The sequence below is a fragment of the Idiomarina sp. genome, assembly GCF_048265525.1.
Classification (GTDB): domain Bacteria; phylum Pseudomonadota; class Gammaproteobacteria; order Enterobacterales; family Alteromonadaceae; genus Idiomarina.
Genome location: NZ_JBLXBI010000003.1, coordinates 238,024 through 260,572 on the forward strand (window position 1 = coordinate 238,024; position 22,549 = coordinate 260,572).

The following is a 22,549-nucleotide window of genomic DNA, read 5'->3' on the forward strand; positions in this document are numbered from 1 at the left end:
CAATTAATTGCCCATGTAAGACGTCAGCATCCAGGCTGTTTTTTCCTGTTCCTTGATGTAATCACTCATCAATGCGTTCGTCCCTTCATCGCCTGCTTCATCAGAAATTTCAAGAATTTCACGCTGCAAACGAATGGTGGTCTGATAGCTATCCAGAATATTGGCTACACAGGCACGACCGTCGTGTACGTCTTTAACTTCTTCGATTTCGCTGTTTTTGATGTAAGTTGAGTAAGCATGCTGAGGGCGCTGACCCAAAGTTAAAATACGCTCTGCAATTTCATCAATTTTCAGTAGTAAATCGTCGTAGGTTTCTTCGAATTTAGCGTGCAGTTCAAAAAAACGCTCGCCTTTAATATTCCAGTGAAAACCGCGAACATTCATGTAAAAAACTTGGTAATTTGAAAGTAGCTCATTGAGCTTGTCAGCAAGTTGTTCTGCTTTTTTCTGGTCTAAACCAATAACGCTTAACTGTTTCATAAACCCTCCTTTATCATCGTTATGCCTTAACCATAGTTGAATCATAGGGTTAAATAAAGCGATGAAAATCGATAACGCTGACAGTTAAACTCGATAACTGTCAGCTTATGCTTACATAGGGAGTATGGGGGTGCTGTGAGTTAAATCAACTCAGGCTTTCAAGTTTACCGTCGCGGATATGTTTTTCGCCGCGGGCTTTAGCTAATTGAATTTGGCGCTCACGCTCGGCAAATCGCTCTTTTTGCTCTGCCGAGGTTTTGTCGTAGCAATGCGGACAACTGACACCTTTTTGGTAATGTTCTGACTGCATTTCTTCAGCAGTAATGGGCATGCGGCAGGCATAACACTGGTCGTATTCACCCGGCTCAAGGCCGTGTTTAACAGTAACGCGCTGGTCAAAAACAAAGCACTCACCATTCCAGCGACTATTGTCTTCCGGCATCATTTCCAGATATTTAAGAATTCCGCCTTTTAGATGGTAAACCTCATCAAAGCCCTGCTCTTTTAAATAAGCGGTCGACTTTTCGCAGCGGATACCGCCGGTGCAGAACATAGCAACTTTCTTATGTTTTTCCGGATCCAGATGCTGCTTCACGTACTCCGGAAACTCGCGGAAAGTATCGGTCTTAGGGTTAATGGCGCCTTCAAAGGTTCCTACGGCGTATTCATATTCGTTGCGGGTATCAATAACCAGCACTTCCGGGTCGGCAATCAGGTCGTTCCATTTTTCAGGATCGACATAAGTACCGGCCGAGCTTTTAGGGTCAACCCAGTCAACGCCCAGGGTGACAATTTCTTTTTTCAGCTTTACTTTGGTGCGATAAAAAGCTTGCTCGTCACTGGGGGATTCTTTGTGTTCAATATCGGCAAAACGCTCATCGGAACGTAAGTAATTCAAAACGTTGTCAATGGCTTCGCGGGTACCGCAAATGGTGCCATTAATGCCTTCTCGGGCTAACAGCAGAGTGCCTTTTACATCGTTTGCAATAAGCGTTTGATAGAGAGGTTCGCGGAGCTCTTTATAGTCATTTAACTCAACAAATTTATACAATGCCGCACAAATATACATATCATGTTACCTTTTTCAGCGGTCCGGAACGTAAATCCGGAGCCATTAATTAAATTGCGGATAAGTAAATCGCGCGGATTATACCGTTTTGATCCCGATCAGCGCAAATCAGGGACTCAGGGAGCAGTAAGAAAGCATGATTAACGAAGCCTTGTTTTATGGTCTGGTACTCTTATCGGCCGCAACCTCGCTATTAACAGCCGTGGCCGGCGCTGGCGGAGGCGCGGTATTGATTGGTGTGATGGCTCTGGTATTACCCGGTAGCGCGGTTATTCCGGTACATGGATTAGTGCAAATGGGGTCTAATGTTGGCCGAACCGGGTTGTCCTGGAAACACATTCATTGGCCAACCGTTGCCTGGTTTGTGCCTTTTGGTTTGTTAGGCACTTTTATTGGCAGTTTATTATTGGTTCAGCTTCCGACACATTTTCTGCAAGTTACCATCGCGCTATTTTTAATCTGGCTAACCTGGGGGCCTAAGTTGCCGGAAAGCTTTCGCGGTCGGGCTGGCTTGGTCGGTGGTGGCTTGGTTACCGGCTTTATTTCTCTTTTTGTTGGTGCTTCAGGACCACTGGTGGCCGCTTTTGTAAAAGCCCGGTTTAGCCAGCGAATGCAAACCGTTGCGACTTTTTCGGCAGTAATGACCATGCAGCACGCGCCTAAAGCGCTGGTGTTTGGCATGGCCGGGTTTGTATTTCAGGACTGGCTACCTCTGGTATTGGCAATGATAGCGGCCGGCTTTGCCGGCACCTGGGTTGGACTGCACTGGCTGAAAAAAATTACTGACCAGCGCTTTGACCAATTATTTCGCTTAATCATTACCTTGCTGGCTTTGCGCCTGCTTTGGGTCGCGCTTGAGCCGTTTGTCCCAGCGTTGACGAGCATAACGGCGTAAACTGGCAATGTTATCGGTTTCATCCATAATGGGGGTGCCCAGTATGGTTTCGATAATATCTTCCAGGGTAATGAGTCCCAGCCAACTGCCGTGTTCGTCATAAACTAACGCCATGTGTTGACGCTCTTTAAGCAGGTGGCTCATTAAAGCCTCGACACTGACTGTTTCCGTGACGATCTCTACCGGTCGTACAATGTCTTTCAGTGAATCTGATTCGTCAGCATCAAGGATATCACTACGAAAAACAATACCCTGTGGCTCTTCGTCATTGTCAATAACCGGGTATCGGGAAAAAGGCAACTTTCTAATTCTTTCGCCGACTTCCGCCATGCTTAAATCTGGTCGAATCGATTCACAAACTGTTCTTGGAGTCATGACCTGACGTACCCGAATTTCATGTAAGTCGAGAATATTCAGAATGACCCGGCGTTCGTCGTCATCTAACGCTTTTTCTTCATGACCAATGGTCGCCATAGCTTTAATTTCAGAGCGAACGTCAATGTCTGCTTCTCCGCTGCCAATGCGTTTGGTGATTTGATCGGAAAGCCAGATAAACGGCTTCAGGGATAAAATCATAAAGTTCAGTACCGGAGGAAGAATTGGAGCTATCCCACGCCAGAACTTGGCACCTATGGTTTTCGGTATAATTTCTGATAGCACCAGAATAAGCAGCGTCATGACCGCTGAAGCTATTCCCAGGTAGCCGTCACCAAAGACCACTCCAACTTGTGCTCCAACTCCCGCGGCGCCTGCGGTATGGGCTATCGTATTAAGCGTCAGAATAGCCGCCAGTGGTTTATCGATAGAATCTTTTAGCTTGCGTAACTGTTGATGGGTTTTAGGCCGAGACTCTTTTAGCTGGGCGATGTAGCTTGGCGTAACCGACAAAATAGCGGCTTCTAAAACCGAACAAATAAATGAAACGCCAATGGCGATAACAGCAAAAACAATGAGTAGGAACATTGGTACCTTAGATACTTACAAAAATTGCATTAGTAATAACATAGTTCCCGCCACAATGAGAATGGACCAACCGACAGGACCTGCGTATTTACCCCATAGGCGCTCAGTATAAGGCCCTAACCATAAAACGATAAGCGCTAATACATAATAACGTAAGGCCCGCGCTGCACCTGCGGCCAAAAGAAATAACCAGAGCGGGTAATCTCCAGCACCTGCGGCCAACATGGCAACCTGGAAGGGAACGGGGGTAACACCGACCAGAAAAATAGCAATAAAACCGTCTTCGCTCAGAGTTTCCTGGAATTCTTTATAGTAGTCCTGAATGGACAGGTAGTTGATAAACCATTCGCCAGCGCTATCAAATAAGGCAAAGCCAATATAATAACCACCAATAGCACCGGCTAAGAACCCCGCTAAAGCAACAGTCGAAACCAACCATATGCGCTTGCGTTCAAGTACCATGTAAGGTACCAACACCAACTCTAAGGCTATGGGGAGTAAAGTTGCTTCCAGGGCAGACAGAAAAAATAGAAGTATCAACGCATGGGGGGAACTGGCTAGTTTCTGATACCATTGTTGCGTCTTCGAGTTTTCTGTCATTGGCGCGTCAACATATTGTTTTCGATAGCATCCATCGGTTGAGTGTAGCGTGATTTTTTTGCAAATAGGGATCGAAGCCGTTAAAACTTACGTAAATTTTGCACTTAATCGTGTTGTTAGAAGGTAACTTAAAATGAAATATCAAGGAAGCCCGGCTTTTTCTCATGGGCAGGCGGACAAAATTGGGGTGTTGGTCACTAATCTGGGAACTCCCGAAGCTCCAACAAAAAAAGCCCTGAAGCCTTATCTAAAAGAGTTTTTATCCGACCCCAGAGTGGTTGAAGTGCCGCGTTTACTTTGGTTTTTAATTTTGAATGGGGTTATTTTGCGCTTTCGGCCTAAACGCTCAGCCGAAGCTTATAAGACCGTCTGGACGGATCGTGGCTCACCTTTATTATTTCATACGCAAGACCAGGCTTCGGCTATTGAGGCAAAACTGAAACAAACCTGGGGCGACAACATTGTGGTGGATTTTGCCATGCGCTACGGGAATCCGGCTCTTGGCGATGTGGTTGAGAAGATGATGCAAAAAGGCGTTCGCAAACTACTGGTGTTGCCTTTGTATCCGCAATATTCGGCATCGACTACGGCCTCAACCTTTGATGCTCTGGCGAAAGACTTTACCAAACGCCGCTGGTTGCCTGAACTCCGTTTTATTACTCACTATCACGATTTTTCACCTTTTATCGAAGCCGCTGCACAGCGTATTGAAAAACACTGGGACGCTCATGGGCGGGCTGATAAGTTGCTGTTTTCCTACCATGGGATTCCGTTGCGCTATCTGAAAAATGGTGACCCTTACCACTGCGAATGCTACAAAACATCGCGCTTACTGGCAGAGCGATTGGGGCTTGGAAAAGACGAGTATCTGACGACTTTTCAGTCACGTTTTGGCCGCGAAGAATGGTTGCAGCCCTACACCGATATGACAATGAAAGCGCTTCCTGGTAAAGGAGTAAAATCGGTTCAGGTCTTTTGTCCGGGATTCTCTTCTGACTGCTTAGAAACTGTAGAAGAAATTGGTGAAGAAAACCGTGAATACTTTATGGAAAGTGGCGGCGAGCGATACGAATACATTTCAGCTCTGAATGCTGAAAGTGGGCATATTGATGCGTTAAGCCAACTTATTGAAAATAATTTGCAAGGCTGGTCAGTTGAAGACGTAACCGAACAGCGACAGCAAAGAGCCGAGCAGGTAAAAAAGCAAAGTTTGCCCTATGATGATTAAAGGAGATTAACTTGGCGCGTACGACTTCATTCGGCAAACCTTTTATGTTTATTGCCTGGGGGCTGGCTCTTGTCATGTTGGTCTGGTTTTTTGAAGACCAGTTGCAGCAACAGTTTAACCCGAACTCTCAGGTGCAAAGCCATGTCGATAACGGGCAGGTCACCGTTGTGCTGGAGCAAAACCGGATGGGTCACTATGTGGCACAAGGTAAAGTGAATGGTCAGCCTGTGACTTTCTTGTTGGACACCGGGGCGACACTGGTTGCTGTTCCTGAAAATCTGGCTAAAGCACTGGGCTTGCGTAAAGGCCGCCAGGGTATGTCTCAAACAGCGAACGGACGTGTTATAACTTATAGAACAGAAATTGATAGATTAGAATTGGGTGAAATTAAGCTAACGAATGTCGCGGCGTCTATCACTCCCGGGATGGATGGGGATGTCATACTTTTGGGCATGAGTGCTTTGAAGGAATTTGAGTTAACGCAAAAAGGCGATACTCTTACATTACGTTATTAAATAAAACAAAACAGGAACGATGTATGTACAAAACATTACTAGGGGCAACCTTATTGTTGGCGGCGGGCAGTGTTAATGCACAACAAGAGGCGTTACAGCAATGTGCAGGGATTGAAGACTCGCTGGAGCGACTGGTATGTTATGACAGTCTTGCTAAGAAATCTCAGGGTGAGTCGAAGCAAGCAGAAGGAAAAGCCAGAGGAAAAGCTCAGGCTGAAAAACAAAAGTCCAGGGCTCAACAGGCAGCTAAGAAGCGCAACAGCTCTTCTTCAGAGCAAACCTTTGGTATGGAGCATAAAGATAAAGAGGAAGGCCAGCTTGACCGAATTGAGGTCGAAGTTGCGTCGAAAGAGCAAGGACCTTATAAAAAATGGCGTATCGAACTTGGTAATGGCCAAATTTGGAAACAGACCGACAGCGCTAGTTACTTTCCCTGGGACGAAGACGATACATATTATATTGAACGCGGCGCATTAAATTCATTTTTCTTTGGTCGTGATGGTTCAAATCGCCGCATGCGAGTGCAGCGGGTTAAATAAAGCAGGCGGTAAATATGCAGCGAGCCAATGCAGGATAGCCTACCGGAATACAGCCTGTTGGCAACAGGCATAGCCCTTGTCCTGATTGCTGCGACAATTTTTGTCGTAGTGATCCGGAAAAGAGCGGAAAAGAAATACCAAGGCACAAATTACTTAATTCAGTCGCATTATGAAGCGTTTAACTCGTTAGCCCGGCATCGGGATATTGAAAACCGCCTGCTGGGCATCTGTCGTCTCATTGAGTCCCAAATTGATGGTGCCATGTGCTCCATTATGGCAGTTGATAGAAAAACACAAACCTTATCAACCGCCGCTTCTGTTTCCCTGCCTAAATCTTATAATCAAGCCTTAGACGGCTTAGCCATAGCGGACGGTGTTGGTGCCTGTGGTACAGCCGCAGCGCTCGGCGAGCCCGTGCTGGTTGCTGATATGAGAAAGGATGAACGTTTCAGTCAATTTAGGTCGCTAATTGACCAGCAAGGTCTAGTGGCGTGCTGGTCCCACCCTATTTTTGCAACCTCTGACAGTGACGTTATTGGAACTTTCGCAATTTACTTTTCAGAGCCGAGAGTGCCATTAGGGTCTGAACTGGAAATTATTATCCGTAATCGTGACTTGGTGGCTCTCATCATTGAGCAGGAGGAGCAAAGAAGGAAACAAGCTCGTCTTGAACAGAGTCAAAGTTCACTATTTACTCACAACCCTGATGCTGTGTTTATGCTCGATTTAGAAGGCAACTTCACTAGCGTTAATCGTTCAGTTTGTGAGCTTTTATTGCTTAAAGAAGAGGACTTACTGGGTGAACATTATGAGCTGGCAGTGCCTGAAAGTGATCAGAAAAGAACCTCAGAGCACTTTGAAGCGGCTAAAGCCGGTATTCCTCAGTCCTACGAGATAAAAGTAAAAGACCAGACGGGTCAGCTTCATGACTTAGCGATAACCAATATTCCTATTATTATCGATGGCGAGATTACCGGCGTACACGGCATAGCTAAGGACATTACCGAGCGAATTCAGCGGGAGGAAGCGTTAGAATTTTTCACTTCTCACGACAGCTTAACGCACCTGGTAAACCGCAGTGCAATGGAGCAGCGACTACAACAGCTGCAGGAAAATAAGAGTGACGCGTCAATATTCGTCCTCTTTATCGATTTAGATGGCTTTAAGCCTATAAATGATAGCCTGGGACACTACCTGGGAGACGAGGTTTTAATTGAGACGGCGCAACGTCTGCAACAGGTAGTTTCGGAGCCTAATTTACTTTGTCGTTTCGGTGGCGATGAGTTTGTCGCCGTTATTCAGGATATGAGTGCTGTTGAGCAAGTTAATGCGTTATGCGCGGAAATTTTAGCGGTATTTGAACAGCCTTTTCGGATTGGCGAAGTCGAGGTTTCTTTATCGGCAGCAATTGGTGTTTCAGCAAATGATATTGAATTTAAACACCCTATGGAGCTTACTCAACGTGCCGATGTTGCTATGTACGAAGCGAAAAAACGCGGGGGGAACTCTGTTTGCTGGTATTCCGCAAACCTTGATGAAGGCTTAGGCTACAAGGTGGCATTGCGGACTAAAATTCAGGAAGCGCTTGCGCAAGAGCAGTTTGAGCTGTTTTATCAACCCATTATGACCGACAAAGGTAAAGTTGCCGGAGCTGAAGCGCTCATTCGTTGGCAGCATCCTACCAAAGGCTACGTTTCTCCTGCAGACTTTATTCCTGTTGCTGAGCGCACAGGGCAAATCATTCCAATTAGCGAATGGGTGTTAAAGCAAGCTTGTCGAGACCTGCAGCAGCTTAAGCGGTACGGTATAAAATCTGTTTCGGTAAACTTTTCGCCTATCCAGTTTTATCGTGAAGATTTTGTCAGTAAAACCAAAGCGATACTCGAACAGTTTGATATTAAACCCGGCGAGATCACCGTCGAAATTACAGAGAATGTATTAGTTAATGACACTCAGCGTATTGCTGAGTTATTGCAGCAATTGCGAGACCTGGGTTTGGATGTGGCTATTGACGATTTTGGTAGTGGTTTTGCCAGTTTGCGTTATTTAAATATGTTGCCGGTAAATAAGCTCAAAATTGATCGCAGCTTTATTGAAAATATTCATGAGAACTCGCATAACGCCGCTATTACCTGCGGTATTCTGAGCATGGTTGCAGGCATAGGTATTGAAACTGTCGCTGAAGGCGTAGAGAAGGAAGAAGAGTGTGCTTATTTAGTCGAGCATGGCTGCCACTTTATGCAGGGGTTCTTATTCAGTAAGCCTAAGCCGCTGGGCGAACTGCTCAAATGGGCAGAACGCCAGCAATCTTTCGAAAACGAACATTAACGGATTCGGAACTGGCGGAGTTCCTGTTGTAGGTTGGCAGACAACTCAGCCAAATTCTCGCTGGACTCTTTCACCTGAGCCGAACTTTGTGCGGACTGATCTGAAATACTGCTGATAGTATTAATGTTCTGATTAATTTCCTCTGTAACTGAGCTTTGCTCATCAGCCGCGCTGGCAATATGACTGTTCATATCATTAATTTCTGCTACCGCTGAAGTTATAGCCTGAAGTGACTCATCAGCATTCCTTGCTCTTTCGACCGTGTGATCCGCCTCTTCCTTACCAGTGTTCATTGAGCGGACAGCTTCATGAGTTGCTGTTTGTAAACGCTCAATCATTTCCTGAATCTCCTGGGTTGATTTTTGCGTGCGGCTGGCTAAGGTTCTGACCTCGTCGGCGACAACAGAGAAGCCTCTGCCATGTTCCCCTGCGCGTGCAGATTCAATAGCCGCGTTTAACGCAAGCAAGTTTGTTTGTTCAGCTATGCTACCGATAACATCCAACACCTTACCTATGTTGTCGCTATCTTCCGCTACCTTAGAAATGGTTTGAGATGTTTGATTCACGTGGTTAGCTAAACTCTGAATCGCATCGACTGTCGATTTAACGACATCGCGACCCTGTTTGGTGTGATCGTCAGCTGTTTTCGCAGAAGTCGCTGCGTCATTGGCGCTTTTGGCTATTTCGTCCACTGTGGTCGACATTTCATGGATAGCTGTTGCCACCTGCTCAACCGCCTCGTGCTGCTTCCTGATACTTTCGTTAGACTCTTCTGAAATGCTGGAAAGCTCTTCTGACGATGTTGCCAGTTGCTCGGTCATTTCATTAATTTTGGTAATAATGCGCTGCAGCTTTTCGACAAAAGCATTAAAAGCGTCGGCCACCTTGCCCAGTTCATCCGTCCGGTTCAGGTTAACGCGCGCGGTTAAATCGCCTTCGCCCTTAGCCATATCCTCAAAACGCTCAAGCATTAAGTTCAATGGCCTGGTAATTAATGGTGGAAAGAATAACGCCAGCAATACGCAGATAGCTAAACCTATGGTCAGGACAACCATCTCTGTCCAGTTACTTTGACTGATGACTTCGTCAATAATGTCGGACTGACTGAGTGCAGCTTCCTCTTTGCGTTGCTCTAGTTGGTCAAGCACATCACGCATGGTCTCGAACTGAGGGCCGCTTTGCTGCTCACTTAAACTAATGGCTTCTTCAACCCGGTTTTGACCATGAAGCTCTATTACTCGCTTAGTGGTTGCGACCCAGGTCTCATTTTTTTGCTTGTAATCAGCAACCATTTGACGTTCTTCGGCACTTGAAGTGAGAGCTAAAAATCGTTCTACCCTTTGAGATGCTTGCTGTAGGTTCTCATTGACTGTGTCGATAAGTTCTTGTTTCTTGGACGAACTGGGTGGAACGGAGAGTAAGGTTCTTTCTGCTACCAGAGCCTGATGTAGGTCGCGATCCGCTTGCAGTAAGTAATTAAGGCCGGGTAAGTGTTCACTGGCTATTTCATCAACGCTATTAGCAACGGATTTAAAATTCATGGTACTGACGGTAGCAATACCAATAAGCACTAAGGCCAGTAATACAATAGGAAGTAATAATTTGTACCGAAATGTAAGGTTGTTAAACCAGCTCATAATCGTGCCTCTAGATAGCTTGTGACCGAAGTCGTGTTACCCATTATCGGAAGCTAAGCAGGCTTACTTTAGCTGGTCAACAGTAAATGCTGAGCGTCATATTACACTCAGCATAGCTGCTTTTTGATTACTTAATATCGGTCAACCGTAAATACGGACGTAAGGTTTTCCAGCCCTGTGGAAACTTTTCTTTTGCGTCTTCGTCGCTAACCGTCGGACGAATAATGACAGAGTCTCCGGGCAGCCAGTCAGCCGGGCAGGCCACTTCGTCACGGTCAGTCGTTTGCAGAGCATCAATAACGCGTAGAATTTCATTGAAGTTACGACCGACAGTCATCGGGTACGTCATGATTAAACGAACCTTTTGGTTTGGGTCGATAATAAAAACAGAACGTACTGTTGCCGTGGCGCTTTCGTTTGGATGGATCATGTCGTAAAGCTGCGCTACTTCTAGATCTTTGTCGGCAACGATAGGAAACTCTAGTACGGTATTTTGAGTGTCGTTAACATCATTAATCCAGCCTTTGTGAGCTTCTACGGTATCGGTAGATAACCCTAGTGGTTTCACATTGCGTTTTTCAAATTCCGGGGCAAGCTGTGCTGTACGTCCCATTTCCGTTGTGCAAACTGGCGTATAGTCTGCCGGGTGGCTGAAGAAAAATACCCACGAGCCTTTCGCCCAGTCATGGAATTCTATCGAACCCTGTGTGGTATCAATGGTAAAATTCGGTGCAGTATCGCCAATACGTAATGTCATAGAGTGCCTCCTGAAGCAATTATTGATAAGCTTTGCTGGTAACCATTAAATGATAGCGTACTGAGCACATTACAAGGCATTGGGCTTATAACCTTTTACTCTAATATAGATGCGTGGACTATTAGCAATGACTTTATTTATTGATGCCGATGCCTGCCCTGTGGCAATACGGGAAATTCTCTTTCGCGCGGCACAACGAAAACAACTGCACCTCTACTTAGTGGCTAATCAACGCATTCAAACACCTAAATCTAAATTTATTCATATGGTGCAGGTAGGTAGTGGTTTCGATGTGGCAGACCATGAAATAGTCCGGCGCTGTGAAGCGGGCGACTTAATCATAACCAGTGACATTCCGCTGGCGTCTGAAGTGATAGACAAAGGCGCTAAAGCATTAAGCCCCCGGGGGGAGCTCTTCACTCCCGATAATATTCGACAGCGGCTGAACATAAGAGATTTTATGGACACCATGCGCAGTAGCGGTATTCAGTCTGGTGGTCCGCCACCGTTGTCGAATGTGGATCGCAAAAACTTTGCGGATCATTTAGACCGTTTATTAGCAGGGAGTTGAACTTGACCTTTTTCGCGGCGTTACCGGCAATTATCTGGGCTCTTATGGTTTGGTTTTTTCCTGAGTGGCTTACGTCTGTCTCGCTTTCAGTTCCCGGAACTGTCTCAGCAGCATTAGGGCTGGTGTTTTTGGTTGCCGCTTTCTTTCGGCAATGGCAATGGTTTTATTGGTGCGCCTGGGTGGGTGGTATCTATGCCACGATTCAGCTCGGTTTACAGCAACCGCTGGCGCAGAAAGACGTTTCCCAACTGTATGATGCACTACCCGTGTGGCTATCGATTAGTGTCTTGCTCCTGACCTTCCTGAAAAAGCCAGTACTACTAACCGGAAAAGGCATACTGATATTTGTTGTTTTAGCAACATTGCCTTTATCGCTATTGCTGCCGCCAGTCGCTCAGACTTTCGCTTTATTGAACCCTGCCGAGGTTTTGACTTTACCTGACTGGAAACAAAGCTCGTTTGCTATTGGGCTGCTCATTTGGACAGTCGCCATGGGCGGAGTCTGGGCAACTTATTTGCTCTATAAAAGCGCTTCTGCTTTTGCCTGGAGTCATTGGGCGGCCTGGCTTTCTCTTATGGTCTTTTTGTTGGCCGTGCAGTACCAGCAAGCCTCCACCTGGGCCGCTTTGGCAGCCAGCGCAGGCTTATTGCTGGCGTTGGCCGACCAAATGTTGAAGCTGGCTTACATTGATGAACTAACCGGGCTGCCGCAACGGCGTGCGTTGATGAGTCAGTTACAACACTTACGCAAACGCAGTGCCGTTTGCATGCTCGACGTTGATCATTTTAAAAAGTTTAATGACCGCTATGGACACGAGGTTGGTGATCAGGTGTTGCGGTTGTTAGGCAGTATTTTAAAAGAGCACGGCGGGTTTAAGGCTTACCGCTATGGCGGTGAGGAATTTACCTTAGTGTTTTTCCACAACGACGAAGAAAAGCTAAAAAGTTCTCTGGAAAGCGTTCGTAGCAAGGTCGCTAATTACCCGCTTAAATTGAGAGAGCCTTCGCGGCCGGAGAGCAAGACAAAAGGCAAAGAATCGCGAGGGAAAAAGGAGCAGAGTAAAACGGTCAAAGTCACTATCAGTTTAGGTGCTACTTTAAAGGAACCTGATGATACTGCGGATAGCATTTTGAAACGTGCTGATGAGAATCTTTACTCTGCGAAAAAAGCTGGGCGTAACCGGGGGATTTTGAAATAGTGGCTAAATACTATTGTATAAAGTCGATCTTTAGCTTGATTGTTAAGAAAAAGTTGTATTCCAAAAGCAGTTCGGTTGATTACGGTAGCCATTTTACATTACGTCAGTTAGTACTATTTAATGCAATGATTTACAAGTAATTTCTTATTTCCCTCTCTTGATTTTTAGTAAGTCTCGTAAGAATTATTTATACTACTAATGTTTTTAACATTATTACAAACTTTACTTTTTACCAAAGTTTTATATATTAAAAGTTCTTTTTGTGTGTTTGAGGCTTCTGAATTTGTTGTAGAAGTAAACTTTCGAGATATATTTTAGGGGGAAATATGAAACAAATAATAGCTTTCATAGCCTTTTTCATTTTTACTTATTCTTCATACGCTGCGGATTGGTGTGCGGCTCCAGACGTAGATGGTTACTACAAAACAGTTCAAGTTTGTGATAACTACCCGGAGACGCAGGAAACTAAATGTAACTTTAGTGGGAAGTTATGGGGGGATCTTGGTGGTTATATCGTTAATGAAAGGGTCACCTATTCGGGGAATGTGTCTTGTGACGCTAAACTATATATTCGGCCTTTTGATGTTTGTGAAGAGCCTGAGGAACCAACAGATCCTAATTGGGACGACTCGTGGCCAGAAGAGCCCGTAAATCCAGCACCCAAATGCGATAGTTATAGTGGTGATATCCCTCTTTTTAATCGTGAAGTAGTAACTGTAGAGGGCGATGTAATCCCTGGCTCATGTCGTAGTGAAAGAGTGTGGATTAGATGTAACTAATGTAGTGGTCAGACGAAATCTGAATATTCGAGGGTGATGTTCAATATTCTGTGTCAGTCAATTTGCTATAGGTCGATATGCTCATCAAATCGGCTTTCGAACTGGGTGGCAATCTGGGATAACGCTAGATTCCAATTTTATTTAGGAGCGAGATCATCGTTTTAGTTTTGATTCTAGAAAGTACTTGTAACCCGGAGGCTTTGTCTCCGGGTTTTTTATTTGGGGCGATCTAAACTTTCTAAAATACGTTATTAATAAGCATGCATGCGCCTTTAACAATAACGGATACCTCAATGAGCTACATAAAAGAAACCATCGAAAAGCTAAAGCAAACCAGTCCGGCGCAAGTCGAGTTCTATCAAGCGGTAGAGGATGTACTTGAATCGATAGAACCTTTGCTGGAAGAACGCCCTAAGTATCGGGAACACTCTATTATTGAGCGGCTGCTTGAGCCTGAGCGACAAATCATGTTTCGTGTCCCCTGGATGGATGACGGCGGTAAAATTCATGTGAATAAAGGCTACAGAATAGAGTTTAACTCCGCTTTGGGGCCTTATAAAGGCGGGCTGCGTTTTCATCCGAGTGTTAATGCCGGTATTGTTAAGTTTCTTGGATTTGAGCAAATATTTAAGAATGCGCTGACCGGTTTACCCATTGGCGGCGGCAAAGGCGGCGCCAATTTCGATCCTAAAGGCAAGTCGGACGCGGAGATTATGCGTTTCTGCCAGTCGTTTATGAGTGAACTGTATCGCCACATTGGTCCTCATACCGATGTTCCTGCGGGAGATATCGGTGTGGGCTCAAGGGAAATTGGCTACCTCTTTGGTCAATATAAACGCCTGGCCAATCGTTTTGATGGTGTCTTAACCGGAAAAAGTGAATTATGGGGCGGCTCTCAAGTTAGAAAAGAGGCGACAGGGTACGGCGTTGTCTATTTCGCGCAATGCATGATGGATGACCAGGATGACTCGCTGGACGGAAAGCGTTGCTTGATTTCAGGATCAGGTAATGTTGCTATTCATGCTATGGAAAAGCTGTATGAATTGGGAGCTAAACCGATCAGTTGCAGTGACTCCAGCGGAACCATTTACCATGATAACGGTATTGACCTTGACTTGGTTAAGCGGATAAAAGAAGAACAGGGCGGGCGACTTATAGAGTACCTTGAAACTCATGAGGATGCGGAATATACGTCTAAGGACGATTACCCCGAAGAAGGTCACTGCGTTTGGCGCTACGAAGCCGATATTGCTTTCCCCTGTGCGACTCAAAATGAATTGACCGAAAAAGATGCCCAGGCACTTCTGGAGAACGGTTGCAAGTACATAGTGGAAGGGGCAAATATGCCTACCACTCAGGCCGCGGTCGAGCTCTTCATTGAAAGTGGCGTTGGTTATGGTCCGGGCAAAGCATCAAACGCAGGCGGTGTCGCCACTAGCCAGTTAGAGATGGCTCAGAATGCCAGTATGTTGCGCTGGGACTTTGAGGAAGTGGATGAAAAACTCAAAGACATTATGAGTAATATATACCAAGATGCGAAGCGCACCGCCGAAGAGTTCGGGCATCCTAATAATTTAGTTCTTGGCGCAAATATTGCCGGATTCCGTAAGGTTGCCGACGCCATGCTGGAACAAGGTGTGGTTTGAGTTTTGAAATTCGAGCAACCTCAATAAAGAGGTTGCTCCGTATTAAGTATTATTACTGCTTTTCCATCTCCTGGTGAAACTCTGCCAAATCGGAAATGACTTTCTGGTTTGGCAATTCCGCGTAGGGTTGCTCTGCAAACTTAGTGCCGCGTAGCTGTACCGAAATACGCGCGGCATCGGGGTTTAACATGGTTTGCTGATAAAAGGCTTTGGCGTCTTCAAGGCTTACGTTTTCAACGGCATCAATTAACTGTTCTTTGCTGTTGAATTCAAAGCGCTGCAAGCTCAAATCAGCCAGGAATGGGGAAACTTCTTCCTTCAAGTTCTTCGGCTGTTCGTTCAATGTAATCAAGGTGCTTTGTTTGATTTGATTGAACTCTTCAGGCGTCATTTCCTTTAGGTCTTCCCAATATTCTTCTTTGAAACTATCAAAGCGTTCCTGCATATCGACAACATTCTTAACCGGGGTTTGAATGTACAGGCCAAAACCTGCGTAATTATCCAGGTTCGGTGCGAAAGAGCCCACCGCATAGGCCAGCTGCTCTTCTGTACGCAAGGTATCAAAAGCTACAGTACGGAAGTGACTTTGCAGAACCGTTCCTGCCGCTAGGGTGGCAAAACCCGGTTGAGGGTGAATGTGTGCATCAACCACCGCCACGTCAGCCACGTCCAGGTCACGACGCAATACAATGGACTTGCCAGTTTCAGGCTTCCAGAATTGAGCCACTTTAAAGTCAGTGACTTTCCGGTCTTCGGGTAAGCTGGCCTGAATACGATCAACAGATTCTTCCAGGTTGGACTTATCGTAATTACCAAAAGCAAACACGCGAATGGCGTTATTACCCATTAGGGTGTCGATAAAGTTAGCCAAGTCGGTCGGAGTTAGGCTTTGCGCAGTTTCAATTAAGTCAGTTTGGTTAAACCCTCCTTCCCGAATCAACTGCCCGTATGCGTCAAAGCTTTGGTAAATTGGGAATTCCTGCCCTTTATTTTTCAGCTCTCTGACATAACGATCCACCGCTTGCTTAAAGGCTCGCTCTTCTACGTCAAATCTCAAGTTATCAATAGCGCGCTCAAGTAGCTGCGGTTGTTTATCGGTAAAGCCGGATACCGTCAATGACAGTCCTGTTCCATCGTTAAGGTTGAGGTTCATACCCGCGATATTTGCTTCAGTATCCAGGGCGCTAACATTCATATTGTATAAATCGCGCCATAAAGCGGTTAAAACGTCCGCCTTTATACTTTTAATCGGTGCGTCGTTGTTTATTTGAATATAAAAAACGCCGCGCGGCTGGTCGCTGTATAACTGGCTTGGATATTGCCATACCTGAATGCCTTCCTCTTCGATAACCACTTTTGGTTTATCAAAAGCGTCGTTCTGCTTAATTGCAAAACTCTCAGGCAACAGGGTGTTCACTTTAGGCAAGTTAATTGCCATTTTAGGTTCGTTATCCCAGCTCGCTATTTCTTCTTGCGGGATATCAACAACCTTGTATTTACCTTCGTAGAAATCGAGCTCGCTGTCGTGTGGCTCGTCCTGACTAATGTACCAAACGCGCAATCTTTCCGGTGTGAGTTGCGACAGTACCGAACGGATGGCTTCAGGATCAAACTGCTGGTATTCATAAGGTGCACTGATAGCGTACTCAGCCGGGTAGTTTTGCATTGTCTGAGCCAGAGATGAAACATAACTGAACTCATCGCCCTTTTCTAAGAAACGGAAGTTGTTACTCAGGCTGGTTTTTATTTCTTTAAAGTAACTTTCATCAACGCCCTCAGCGCGGACTTTATCTATGTATTGCATAATAAGCGCGACAATTTCTTCACGCTGTTGCATGCCGGCATTAGTGAGCTCAACATCAATTGCCATTACACCGTAGTTGCCGTAAAAAGTGGGTTCTGCCGATGCGTTTAAGTTAGCAATAAGGCCTGCAGCTTTGAGTTGTTGTGCTGGCGTGCCAGGCATTTCTGAGCCAAGCAGGTAACTGACATAGCGGTTGGGCTTAACCGCAAACTGATCCTGATTGTCATTGATAATGAATTCCAGTTTCAGCTGCTTCACGTCTTCATTTGGCACATAATGGATGCGCTTCTTGCCGACGTCGTCGAAGTTAATTTGAGCCGCGACTTCAGGCTCATCAATACCGTCGTCTTCAATACTGGCAAAGTGTTTGCGAGCTAAGGTTTCCATCTCTTCTAACGAGCGGTTGCTTATCATGGCAACTTTCATAATGTTGGCTGAGTAGAAACGATTGTAAAAATCTACGGTTTCTTTATGCAGCTCGCTGTTTTCTTTGTCACTCAGGCTGTCGAGGTTACCAATAAGGAAACGGTTGGAAGGGTGTTCACCCAACAATAAGCGACCTAATTTAAACTGACCGAAAAAGTCCATTTCACGGCGCATTGACCATTCGGCATTCACTGCATTGCGCTCTTTGTCTGCATACTCAGGGTACAGCTTTGGCGCTTTGAAAAAGTCAGAAAAGCGATCTAAAGCCTCATCATAGGAGCTGTTATTAATTTTAAACATGTAGTTTGTGACGTCCAGCCAGGTAGAGGCATTCTGACTACCGCCGTTATTACTCATAAACTCGCTGTATTCGTTGGTATCAGGATACTTTTCGGTTCCCAGAAACAACATGTGCTCCAGATAATGTGCCAGCCCCTGTTGAGCTTCCGGGTCCTGCAATAAACCAACGCCAACGCTTAAAGCGGCAGCTGATTTATCTGTGCTTGGATCAGAAACCAACATAATTTCAACATTGTTATCCAAAGTCACAACGCGATACTCGCGCTCATCGTTTGGGCTTTTAATGACTTCGCCGGCAACGGCGTTTTGGGAGGTGCTGGTTTCGGTAACTGGCTGACTGCAGCCTGCGGCTAAAAGAGCGAAGCTAATAGAGCTTGCGAGTAATAACTTCTTCATAAAAATATCCCTTAAAAAATGACCTCAATATAATAACGAGGACTACCCTGCTTGTTGAGGGGGATATTTAATTATTTGTTGACTATTTTGTAACAGGTTGTGAGAGTTAAAGCATACTTTTAGTATAGGGGCGAAATTAAGGGACGTCGCTGATCGTCTGGGCATTTCCGTCAAGTCACTTTACGACTGGCGTGCTAAATACGGTCAGGATAATAAAACCAATCAGTCCTCCGATGAATAACTGCGCATAGCAAAGCTTGAGGCTGAGCTAAAACGCGTTAAGGAGGAACGGGATATATTAAAAAAGACCGCAAAGTACTTTGCAGGCGAGTCCGAGTAAAGTACGCCTTTATCCGTGATCACCAAAATCAGTTCTCTGTTTCGGCCATGTGCCGGGTGTTGAAATTGAACGGCAGTTTAACCCTAAAACGCCAAATACCTCGTGGGGACATTACCTACGTGCGGACTTACGAGGGCTTTCTTTATGTGGGAACGGTTATCGACTTGTTTTCCAGACGCGTTGTTGGCTGGTCAATGGATAAACACTTGGTTATCAGTGCACTGCTCATGGCCGTTTATCAGCGACGCCCGAAAGAGAAAGTGTTGGTGCACAGCGATCAGGGCAGCCAATATGGCAGCTCTGATTATCTGGCGTTCATGAAAGAGCACAATTTAATTTTATCGAGATGTTTTACAATCCAAAAAAGCGTCATTTTGATGAAATTAAAAAAATTGAATAAAGTAAAATTTGGGTAACTTTTTACACCTAGTGAATCTAGGCCGCAATAAACCTTATTAATCTCTACGAGTATAATAGTTTTTTTAAATAATCTTTAATCTTAGGCCATTGTTCGATAGTAATAACATAGCAGGCGTCGTCCTTATGTTCGCCCTCTAAAACCATAACATCTTTTTTAATGGAATGAAGGGGAATATCCAAGTGTTGCATAAGAGCAAGTGATCGTTTATTAGTAGTGAAGGCTGCTGTTTTAATTTTAGTTAATTTAAGAGTTTCGTAAAAAAAATCAAAACATCGAAAAAAACATTCTATAACGACTCTACTTCCCCAAAACTTGTGATGAACCATTATACCAAACTCACCTGACATACTTTTGAAGTCTATCTCTTTAAGCGTACAGGTTCCAACTACTTTTTGATTGCTCTTTTTACGAATAAGAAGGTCTATATTACATCCTTCTTTAGAAGATTCAATTCGCTTCCTATATATATCTGAAATCTTATCAATACTGATTTTATAGTAGTACTTCGCTTGCTCAGTTGTTTTTTCATCTTGATAAATTAAATGTATTAGAGGTATATCTTCCATTGTAATTGATTTGAGTTCTATAAATTTACCAGTAATTTTCTTGTTTGTGAAATTCATAGGCTATTTTTCTTTATGAAGTGCAGGTCTGTCGGCTTTTTGTTCTTCGAAAGAGTTAAATTTAGCATATGTAGGTTCAAATTAATATAATAACTATTAAAGTTACTTCTGTAGTGGCAAACTAAATTTGGCCACCTAATTAGAGGTGCTATCATGCTGTAGTGGTTAACGAAATTTTGCCATCTTATTAGCGGTTTAAGGGTTACAGGAGTTGTTAACACTATGCAGTCGTATTGGCCTTATTTCTTTGCTCTAGAGTCGGATGTTGATAAGTTATCCCGCTATGTAGAGTTTACTGAGAGCAACTTCTCAACATACTCAATTGAAATGGTTAGGCTGTACTTATCAATTTGTTCGGAAATTGATGTGGTATTAAAGGAGCTATGCAAGGAAATATCTCCAGAGCTTAATGCGAACAACATAAATGCTTATAGAAAAATTATTGTGAACGAACTGAAAGACTTTAACAGCCAAGAAGTTATTTGCTGCAAGTTTGATTTAAGTTTTACGCCATGGAAGTCTTGGAAGAACAGTATCACTCCAGAGTGGTGGAGTAGTCACAATAAAGTAAAGCATCAGCGGAAGGAGTTTTATAATAGAGCAAATTTAGAAAACGTTTTACGGTCTTTGGCAGCTTTATATCTTGCTAATCTATATTTAGGTTTCGTAAAAGATAAAAAGCTCAGTCCAGAGTTTACGTTTTCAGTAATGGATACGATTCCTAAGATTCCAGTTCAGCTGGAGCTATTTAGAGTAAACAGCTTATTCGCTTATATACGCGAGTCTTGGTGAAAAACAGTTTCAAATTGCAATGTTTTAAAGAAGGTAAAAATCAAAATTCTAGTTCTGTTAATCCAACAGAACAACTTTATTGCGCTTCAACTCAGCAATCTTCCGGTTTGCCTGTTTCCGGGAATCTTCGCTAATATTTAGTTCACCCTGAAGTTCTTTTTTTTACGCACTACAAGCTTGAATTCAAAACTCAATTTATCAAACTCAGTTTGTAATCGTTCATTTTCCGATGTCAGCACCTCGCTTTCAGCCTCTAGCTTTTTTATGTCTCGTTTTAAGGAGATAGTCCTGCTTTTGAGTATTTTGGTTCTTTTGCGTTTTTGATTTCCCTCTAGAAAGCTCCAGAAGCGCTTAATGGCATTTGCCTCAGAGCCAAATTTCTTCAGGTTTCGAACAAGAATAAGGAATGTGAAGTAATCCAATGCCACATCGACTGTGGCACCGTTTTTATCTCGAAGGAAGTACATCTGATCCGTTGTTTTTCCACCAGAGAAACGAACTTTTCCGTCAACAACGCGAACGTCTGTGTAAAGTCTGAATTGTTTGTGGCGATATAATTGAGCCATGAGCTAATCTTCGTTGAAGATTTATGGCTCAATTATGCCTCGCTTTTTTACCTACCAATCTTAGATTCGCCCCCTAATTTGGCACCTTAAATCCACTGATTGGTTTTTTGAGCAATTTGAAAGCAGCGTTCAACCGAAGAGTTTCCGTTGTCGGCTGCTTTCAGAATGCTCTTAAAAGCTTACTTTGAAATCAGTTTGAAGTTCCCTATTTCAGGGTAACAAACTCCTCAGCACTAGTCGGATGCAACGCAACCGTAGAGTCTAAATCGGCCTTCGTTGCCCCCATTTTCAGAGCAACGGCAAAGCCCTGTAATATCTCGTCCATGCCTTCACCAATACCGTGAATGCCTACAACCTTCTCTTCTTTACCATGGCATACCAGCTTGAAATAACTAAGAGCACGGTGCGGGGTAACGGCATTGTACATGGCTGCGAACGATGACTTATACACAGTAATGTTGTCTTCACCGAATTTGAGCTTAGCGTCTTCCTCGCTCAGACCAACGGTGCCAATGGTTGGGTGGCTGAATACAACGGTCGGAATGTTTTCAAAGTCCATGTGCGCGTTCGGCATGTTGTTAAACAAGCGCTCCGCAAGTAAGCGTCCTGCTTTTATAGCAACCGGTGTAAGCGCTGCGGCACCCGTATTATCGCCTACAGCGTAAATACCTTGTACGTTGGTATTCTGGAATTTATCGACGTTAATAAAGCCTTCGCTATCCAGTTCTACACCGGTGCATTCCAGGTTAATTTTATCGGTGGATGGTACGCGGCCTATAGCCCAGACTAAGCAGTCGACGCCGTCCATTGTCTGACCACCTTCAAAGTGCAGGGTTAATGTACCGTCGTCTTGCTTAACCACTTCACGAACGGTGGTTTCTGTATGAAGTTCAGGGCCGTCCTGCTTCATGCGCTCCAGCAAGCCATCGGTAATATCTTTATCGAAGCTGCGCAGAGGGCGGTCACGGCGTACCATTAAATGAGTGTCAGTGCCTAAGGCATGGAAGACACCGGCAATTTCCACCGCAATATAGCCGGCTCCAATAACGGCGGCCTTTTTAGGCTGTTCCGTCAGGGCAAAGAAGCCGTCGGAGTCGATACCATGCTCAGCACCCGGAATTTCGGGGATCATGGGGCGCCCGCCGGTGGCAATGGTAATATGGTCAGCGGTAATTTTTTCGCCGTTAACTTCTACTGTTTTGTGGTCAACGAACTTCGCAAAGCCTTCAATAAACTCTACACCGTTGCCCTGAAAGCCGCGATGGTAACCACCGTGAATGCGCTCAATATACGCTTCGCGGTTCTTAACCATAGTGGCCCAGTCGAAACCTTTTTGCTCCAGCTCGAAACCGTATGAAGGTGAGTACTTTATGGCTTCAGCAATATGAGCGCCGTACCACATGACTTTCTTGGGAACACAGCCTACGTTTACGCAGGTGCCGCCAACGGCCTTTGCTTCAATAACCGCGGCTTTTGCGCCACGTATCGCTGCGCGGTTGGCTGAGGCTATGCCGCCACTACCTGCGCCTATCGCAAGATAGTCATAATGTCTGGTCATATTGCTTAACTCCTGTACTTAATTCAAAAACTGCGGATATCTTGAATAAAAACCCCGTATCTTGCAAATAAAGACACGGGGTTGTCATGCTTTTTATACCGATAGCGGTAATCGAAA

20 protein-coding genes and 2 pseudogenes are annotated in these 22,549 nt (G+C 44.8%); 12 read left to right on the forward strand and 10 right to left on the reverse strand.

All coding sequences use genetic code 11. The features are described 5' to 3' along the window. Positions 1 to 3: 3 nt before the first annotated feature. Both ACN0TF_RS08730 and ACN0TF_RS08735 read right to left on the reverse strand, forming a co-directional pair. On the reverse strand, positions 4 to 480 hold the full coding sequence (locus ACN0TF_RS08730; protein ID WP_417441608.1) for a Dps family protein: 477 nt from the start codon (positions 478 to 480) through the stop codon (positions 4 to 6). Positions 481 to 625: 145 nt separating this feature from the next. Further along, the gene (locus ACN0TF_RS08735; RefSeq protein WP_417441609.1) at positions 626 to 1,549 is read right to left on the reverse strand and encodes a rhodanese-related sulfurtransferase; all 924 of its coding nucleotides are present in this window, start codon (positions 1,547 to 1,549) and stop codon (positions 626 to 628) included. Between the two features lie 136 nt (positions 1,550 to 1,685). Here ACN0TF_RS08735 and ACN0TF_RS08740 point away from each other — a divergent pair, with 136 nt between their 5' ends. Next, the gene (locus ACN0TF_RS08740; RefSeq protein ID WP_417441610.1) at positions 1,686 to 2,444 is read left to right on the forward strand and encodes a sulfite exporter TauE/SafE family protein; all 759 of its coding nucleotides are present in this window, start codon (positions 1,686 to 1,688) and stop codon (positions 2,442 to 2,444) included. Here the strand turns inward: ACN0TF_RS08740 and ACN0TF_RS08745 are convergent. After that, positions 2,361 to 3,407 carry a CNNM domain-containing protein gene (locus tag ACN0TF_RS08745; protein ID WP_417441611.1) on the reverse strand — a complete coding sequence of 349 codons (1,047 nt, stop codon included), beginning with the start codon at positions 3,405 to 3,407 and terminating at the stop codon, positions 2,361 to 2,363. The two genes, ACN0TF_RS08740 and ACN0TF_RS08745, sit on opposite strands and share 84 nt — an antisense overlap. 15 nt (positions 3,408 to 3,422) lie before the next feature. Beyond that, a complete protein-coding gene (locus tag ACN0TF_RS08750; protein WP_417441612.1) occupies positions 3,423 to 4,007 on the reverse strand; it encodes a YqaA family protein in 585 nt (194 codons plus the stop codon). A 133-nt stretch (positions 4,008 to 4,140) separates the two neighbouring features. Between ACN0TF_RS08750 and hemH the strand changes: the two genes are divergently transcribed. From hemH to ACN0TF_RS08770, 4 genes are read left to right on the forward strand one after another with little or no spacing between them, the layout of a single operon-like run. Beyond that, on the forward strand, positions 4,141 to 5,235 hold the full coding sequence (gene hemH, locus ACN0TF_RS08755) for a ferrochelatase (protein ID WP_417441613.1): 1,095 nt from the start codon (positions 4,141 to 4,143) through the stop codon (positions 5,233 to 5,235). A gap of 11 nt (positions 5,236 to 5,246) precedes the next feature. Beyond that, complete coding sequence (locus tag ACN0TF_RS08760; protein ID WP_417441614.1) at positions 5,247 to 5,750, forward strand: retropepsin-like aspartic protease family protein; 504 nt, start codon at positions 5,247 to 5,249, stop codon at positions 5,748 to 5,750. A 23-nt stretch (positions 5,751 to 5,773) separates the two neighbouring features. Beyond that, positions 5,774 to 6,289 carry a hypothetical protein gene (locus ACN0TF_RS08765; RefSeq protein ID WP_417441615.1) on the forward strand — a complete coding sequence of 172 codons (516 nt, stop codon included), beginning with the start codon at positions 5,774 to 5,776 and terminating at the stop codon, positions 6,287 to 6,289. Positions 6,290 to 6,316: 27 nt separating this feature from the next. Then, the gene (locus ACN0TF_RS08770; RefSeq protein ID WP_417441616.1) at positions 6,317 to 8,617 is read left to right on the forward strand and encodes a putative bifunctional diguanylate cyclase/phosphodiesterase; all 2,301 of its coding nucleotides are present in this window, start codon (positions 6,317 to 6,319) and stop codon (positions 8,615 to 8,617) included. On the opposite strand, the gene ACN0TF_RS08775 is transcribed toward ACN0TF_RS08770, so the two are convergent. Continuing rightward, on the reverse strand, positions 8,614 to 10,254 hold the full coding sequence (locus ACN0TF_RS08775; RefSeq protein WP_417441617.1) for a methyl-accepting chemotaxis protein: 1,641 nt from the start codon (positions 10,252 to 10,254) through the stop codon (positions 8,614 to 8,616). The two genes, ACN0TF_RS08770 and ACN0TF_RS08775, sit on opposite strands and share 4 nt — an antisense overlap. Positions 10,255 to 10,381: 127 nt before the next feature. After that, the gene (locus ACN0TF_RS08780; RefSeq protein WP_417438999.1) at positions 10,382 to 11,011 is read right to left on the reverse strand and encodes a peroxiredoxin; all 630 of its coding nucleotides are present in this window, start codon (positions 11,009 to 11,011) and stop codon (positions 10,382 to 10,384) included. A 127-nt stretch (positions 11,012 to 11,138) separates the two neighbouring features. On the opposite strand from ACN0TF_RS08780, the gene ACN0TF_RS08785 reads away from it, so the two are divergent. The 4 genes from ACN0TF_RS08785 (at position 11,139) to gdhA (ending at position 15,206) form a co-directional block, all read left to right on the forward strand. Then, positions 11,139 to 11,582, forward strand: coding sequence for a YaiI/YqxD family protein (locus ACN0TF_RS08785; RefSeq protein ID WP_114982459.1), 444 nt, complete (start codon positions 11,139 to 11,141; stop codon positions 11,580 to 11,582). 2 nt (positions 11,583 to 11,584) lie between these two features. After that, entirely contained in the window at positions 11,585 to 12,781 is a 1,197-nt protein-coding gene (locus ACN0TF_RS08790; protein ID WP_417441618.1) for a GGDEF domain-containing protein, read from the forward strand. Between the two features lie 326 nt (positions 12,782 to 13,107). Continuing rightward, positions 13,108 to 13,560, forward strand: coding sequence for a hypothetical protein (locus tag ACN0TF_RS08795; RefSeq protein WP_417441619.1), 453 nt, complete (start codon positions 13,108 to 13,110; stop codon positions 13,558 to 13,560). 293 nt (positions 13,561 to 13,853) lie between these two features. Further along, positions 13,854 to 15,206 (forward strand): NADP-specific glutamate dehydrogenase, encoded by a 1,353-nt coding sequence (gdhA, locus tag ACN0TF_RS08800; RefSeq protein WP_417441620.1) that lies wholly within the window; start codon positions 13,854 to 13,856, stop codon positions 15,204 to 15,206. A gap of 52 nt (positions 15,207 to 15,258) precedes the next feature. On the opposite strand, the gene ACN0TF_RS08805 is transcribed toward gdhA, so the two are convergent. Beyond that, positions 15,259 to 18,132: an insulinase family protein gene (locus tag ACN0TF_RS08805; RefSeq protein WP_417441621.1), complete on the reverse strand. Its 2,874-nt coding sequence runs from the start codon at positions 18,130 to 18,132 to the stop codon at positions 15,259 to 15,261. 121 nt (positions 18,133 to 18,253) lie between these two features. On the opposite strand from ACN0TF_RS08805, the pseudogene ACN0TF_RS08810 reads away from it, so the two are divergent. Further along, a pseudogene (locus ACN0TF_RS08810) lies at positions 18,254 to 18,373 on the forward strand (transposase); the annotation flags it as partial. Positions 18,374 to 18,536: 163 nt separating this feature from the next. After that, positions 18,537 to 18,807 (forward strand): annotated as a pseudogene (locus ACN0TF_RS08815) (DDE-type integrase/transposase/recombinase); the annotation flags it as partial. A gap of 127 nt (positions 18,808 to 18,934) precedes the next feature. On the opposite strand, the gene ACN0TF_RS08820 reads toward ACN0TF_RS08815, so the two are convergent. Beyond that, a complete protein-coding gene (locus ACN0TF_RS08820; RefSeq protein ID WP_417441622.1) occupies positions 18,935 to 19,516 on the reverse strand; it encodes a GNAT family N-acetyltransferase in 582 nt (193 codons plus the stop codon). Positions 19,517 to 19,738: 222 nt separating this feature from the next. Between ACN0TF_RS08820 and ACN0TF_RS08825 the strand changes: the two genes are divergently transcribed. After that, positions 19,739 to 20,308 carry a hypothetical protein gene (locus ACN0TF_RS08825; RefSeq protein ID WP_417441623.1) on the forward strand — a complete coding sequence of 190 codons (570 nt, stop codon included), beginning with the start codon at positions 19,739 to 19,741 and terminating at the stop codon, positions 20,306 to 20,308. A 137-nt stretch (positions 20,309 to 20,445) separates the two neighbouring features. On the opposite strand, the gene ACN0TF_RS08830 is transcribed toward ACN0TF_RS08825, so the two are convergent. Both ACN0TF_RS08830 and gorA read right to left on the reverse strand, forming a co-directional pair. Then, positions 20,446 to 20,874: a hypothetical protein gene (locus ACN0TF_RS08830; protein ID WP_417441624.1), complete on the reverse strand. Its 429-nt coding sequence runs from the start codon at positions 20,872 to 20,874 to the stop codon at positions 20,446 to 20,448. Positions 20,875 to 21,079: 205 nt separating this feature from the next. Further along, the gene (gene gorA / locus ACN0TF_RS08835; protein WP_417441625.1) at positions 21,080 to 22,432 is read right to left on the reverse strand and encodes a glutathione-disulfide reductase; all 1,353 of its coding nucleotides are present in this window, start codon (positions 22,430 to 22,432) and stop codon (positions 21,080 to 21,082) included. Positions 22,433 to 22,549: the final 117 nt, after the last annotated feature.

Excerpts from the sequence above, each read along its gene's own strand:
- ACN0TF_RS08730 (WP_417441608.1), bottom strand. The coding sequence starts at position 480 with ATGAAACAGTTAAGCGTTATTGGTTTAGACCAGAAAAAAGCAGAACAA.
- ACN0TF_RS08735 (WP_417441609.1), bottom strand. The coding sequence starts at position 1,549 with ATGTATATTTGTGCGGCATTGTATAAATTTGTTGAGTTAAATGACTAT.
- ACN0TF_RS08740 (WP_417441610.1), top strand. The coding sequence starts at position 1,686 with ATGATTAACGAAGCCTTGTTTTATGGTCTGGTACTCTTATCGGCCGCA.
- ACN0TF_RS08745 (WP_417441611.1), bottom strand. The coding sequence starts at position 3,407 with ATGTTCCTACTCATTGTTTTTGCTGTTATCGCCATTGGCGTTTCATTT.
- ACN0TF_RS08750 (WP_417441612.1), bottom strand. The coding sequence starts at position 4,007 with ATGACAGAAAACTCGAAGACGCAACAATGGTATCAGAAACTAGCCAGT.
- hemH (WP_417441613.1), top strand. The coding sequence starts at position 4,141 with ATGAAATATCAAGGAAGCCCGGCTTTTTCTCATGGGCAGGCGGACAAA.
- ACN0TF_RS08765 (WP_417441615.1), top strand. The coding sequence starts at position 5,774 with ATGTACAAAACATTACTAGGGGCAACCTTATTGTTGGCGGCGGGCAGT.
- ACN0TF_RS08770 (WP_417441616.1), top strand. The coding sequence starts at position 6,317 with ATGCAGGATAGCCTACCGGAATACAGCCTGTTGGCAACAGGCATAGCC.
- ACN0TF_RS08775 (WP_417441617.1), bottom strand. The coding sequence starts at position 10,254 with ATGAGCTGGTTTAACAACCTTACATTTCGGTACAAATTATTACTTCCT.
- ACN0TF_RS08780 (WP_417438999.1), bottom strand. The coding sequence starts at position 11,011 with ATGACATTACGTATTGGCGATACTGCACCGAATTTTACCATTGATACC.
- ACN0TF_RS08785 (WP_114982459.1), top strand. The coding sequence starts at position 11,139 with ATGACTTTATTTATTGATGCCGATGCCTGCCCTGTGGCAATACGGGAA.
- ACN0TF_RS08795 (WP_417441619.1), top strand. The coding sequence starts at position 13,108 with ATGAAACAAATAATAGCTTTCATAGCCTTTTTCATTTTTACTTATTCT.
- gdhA (WP_417441620.1), top strand. The coding sequence starts at position 13,854 with ATGAGCTACATAAAAGAAACCATCGAAAAGCTAAAGCAAACCAGTCCG.
- ACN0TF_RS08805 (WP_417441621.1), bottom strand. The coding sequence starts at position 18,132 with ATGAAGAAGTTATTACTCGCAAGCTCTATTAGCTTCGCTCTTTTAGCC.
- ACN0TF_RS08820 (WP_417441622.1), bottom strand. The coding sequence starts at position 19,516 with ATGAATTTCACAAACAAGAAAATTACTGGTAAATTTATAGAACTCAAA.
- ACN0TF_RS08825 (WP_417441623.1), top strand. The coding sequence starts at position 19,739 with ATGCAGTCGTATTGGCCTTATTTCTTTGCTCTAGAGTCGGATGTTGAT.
- ACN0TF_RS08830 (WP_417441624.1), bottom strand. The coding sequence starts at position 20,874 with ATGGCTCAATTATATCGCCACAAACAATTCAGACTTTACACAGACGTT.
- gorA (WP_417441625.1), bottom strand. The coding sequence starts at position 22,432 with ATGACCAGACATTATGACTATCTTGCGATAGGCGCAGGTAGTGGCGGC.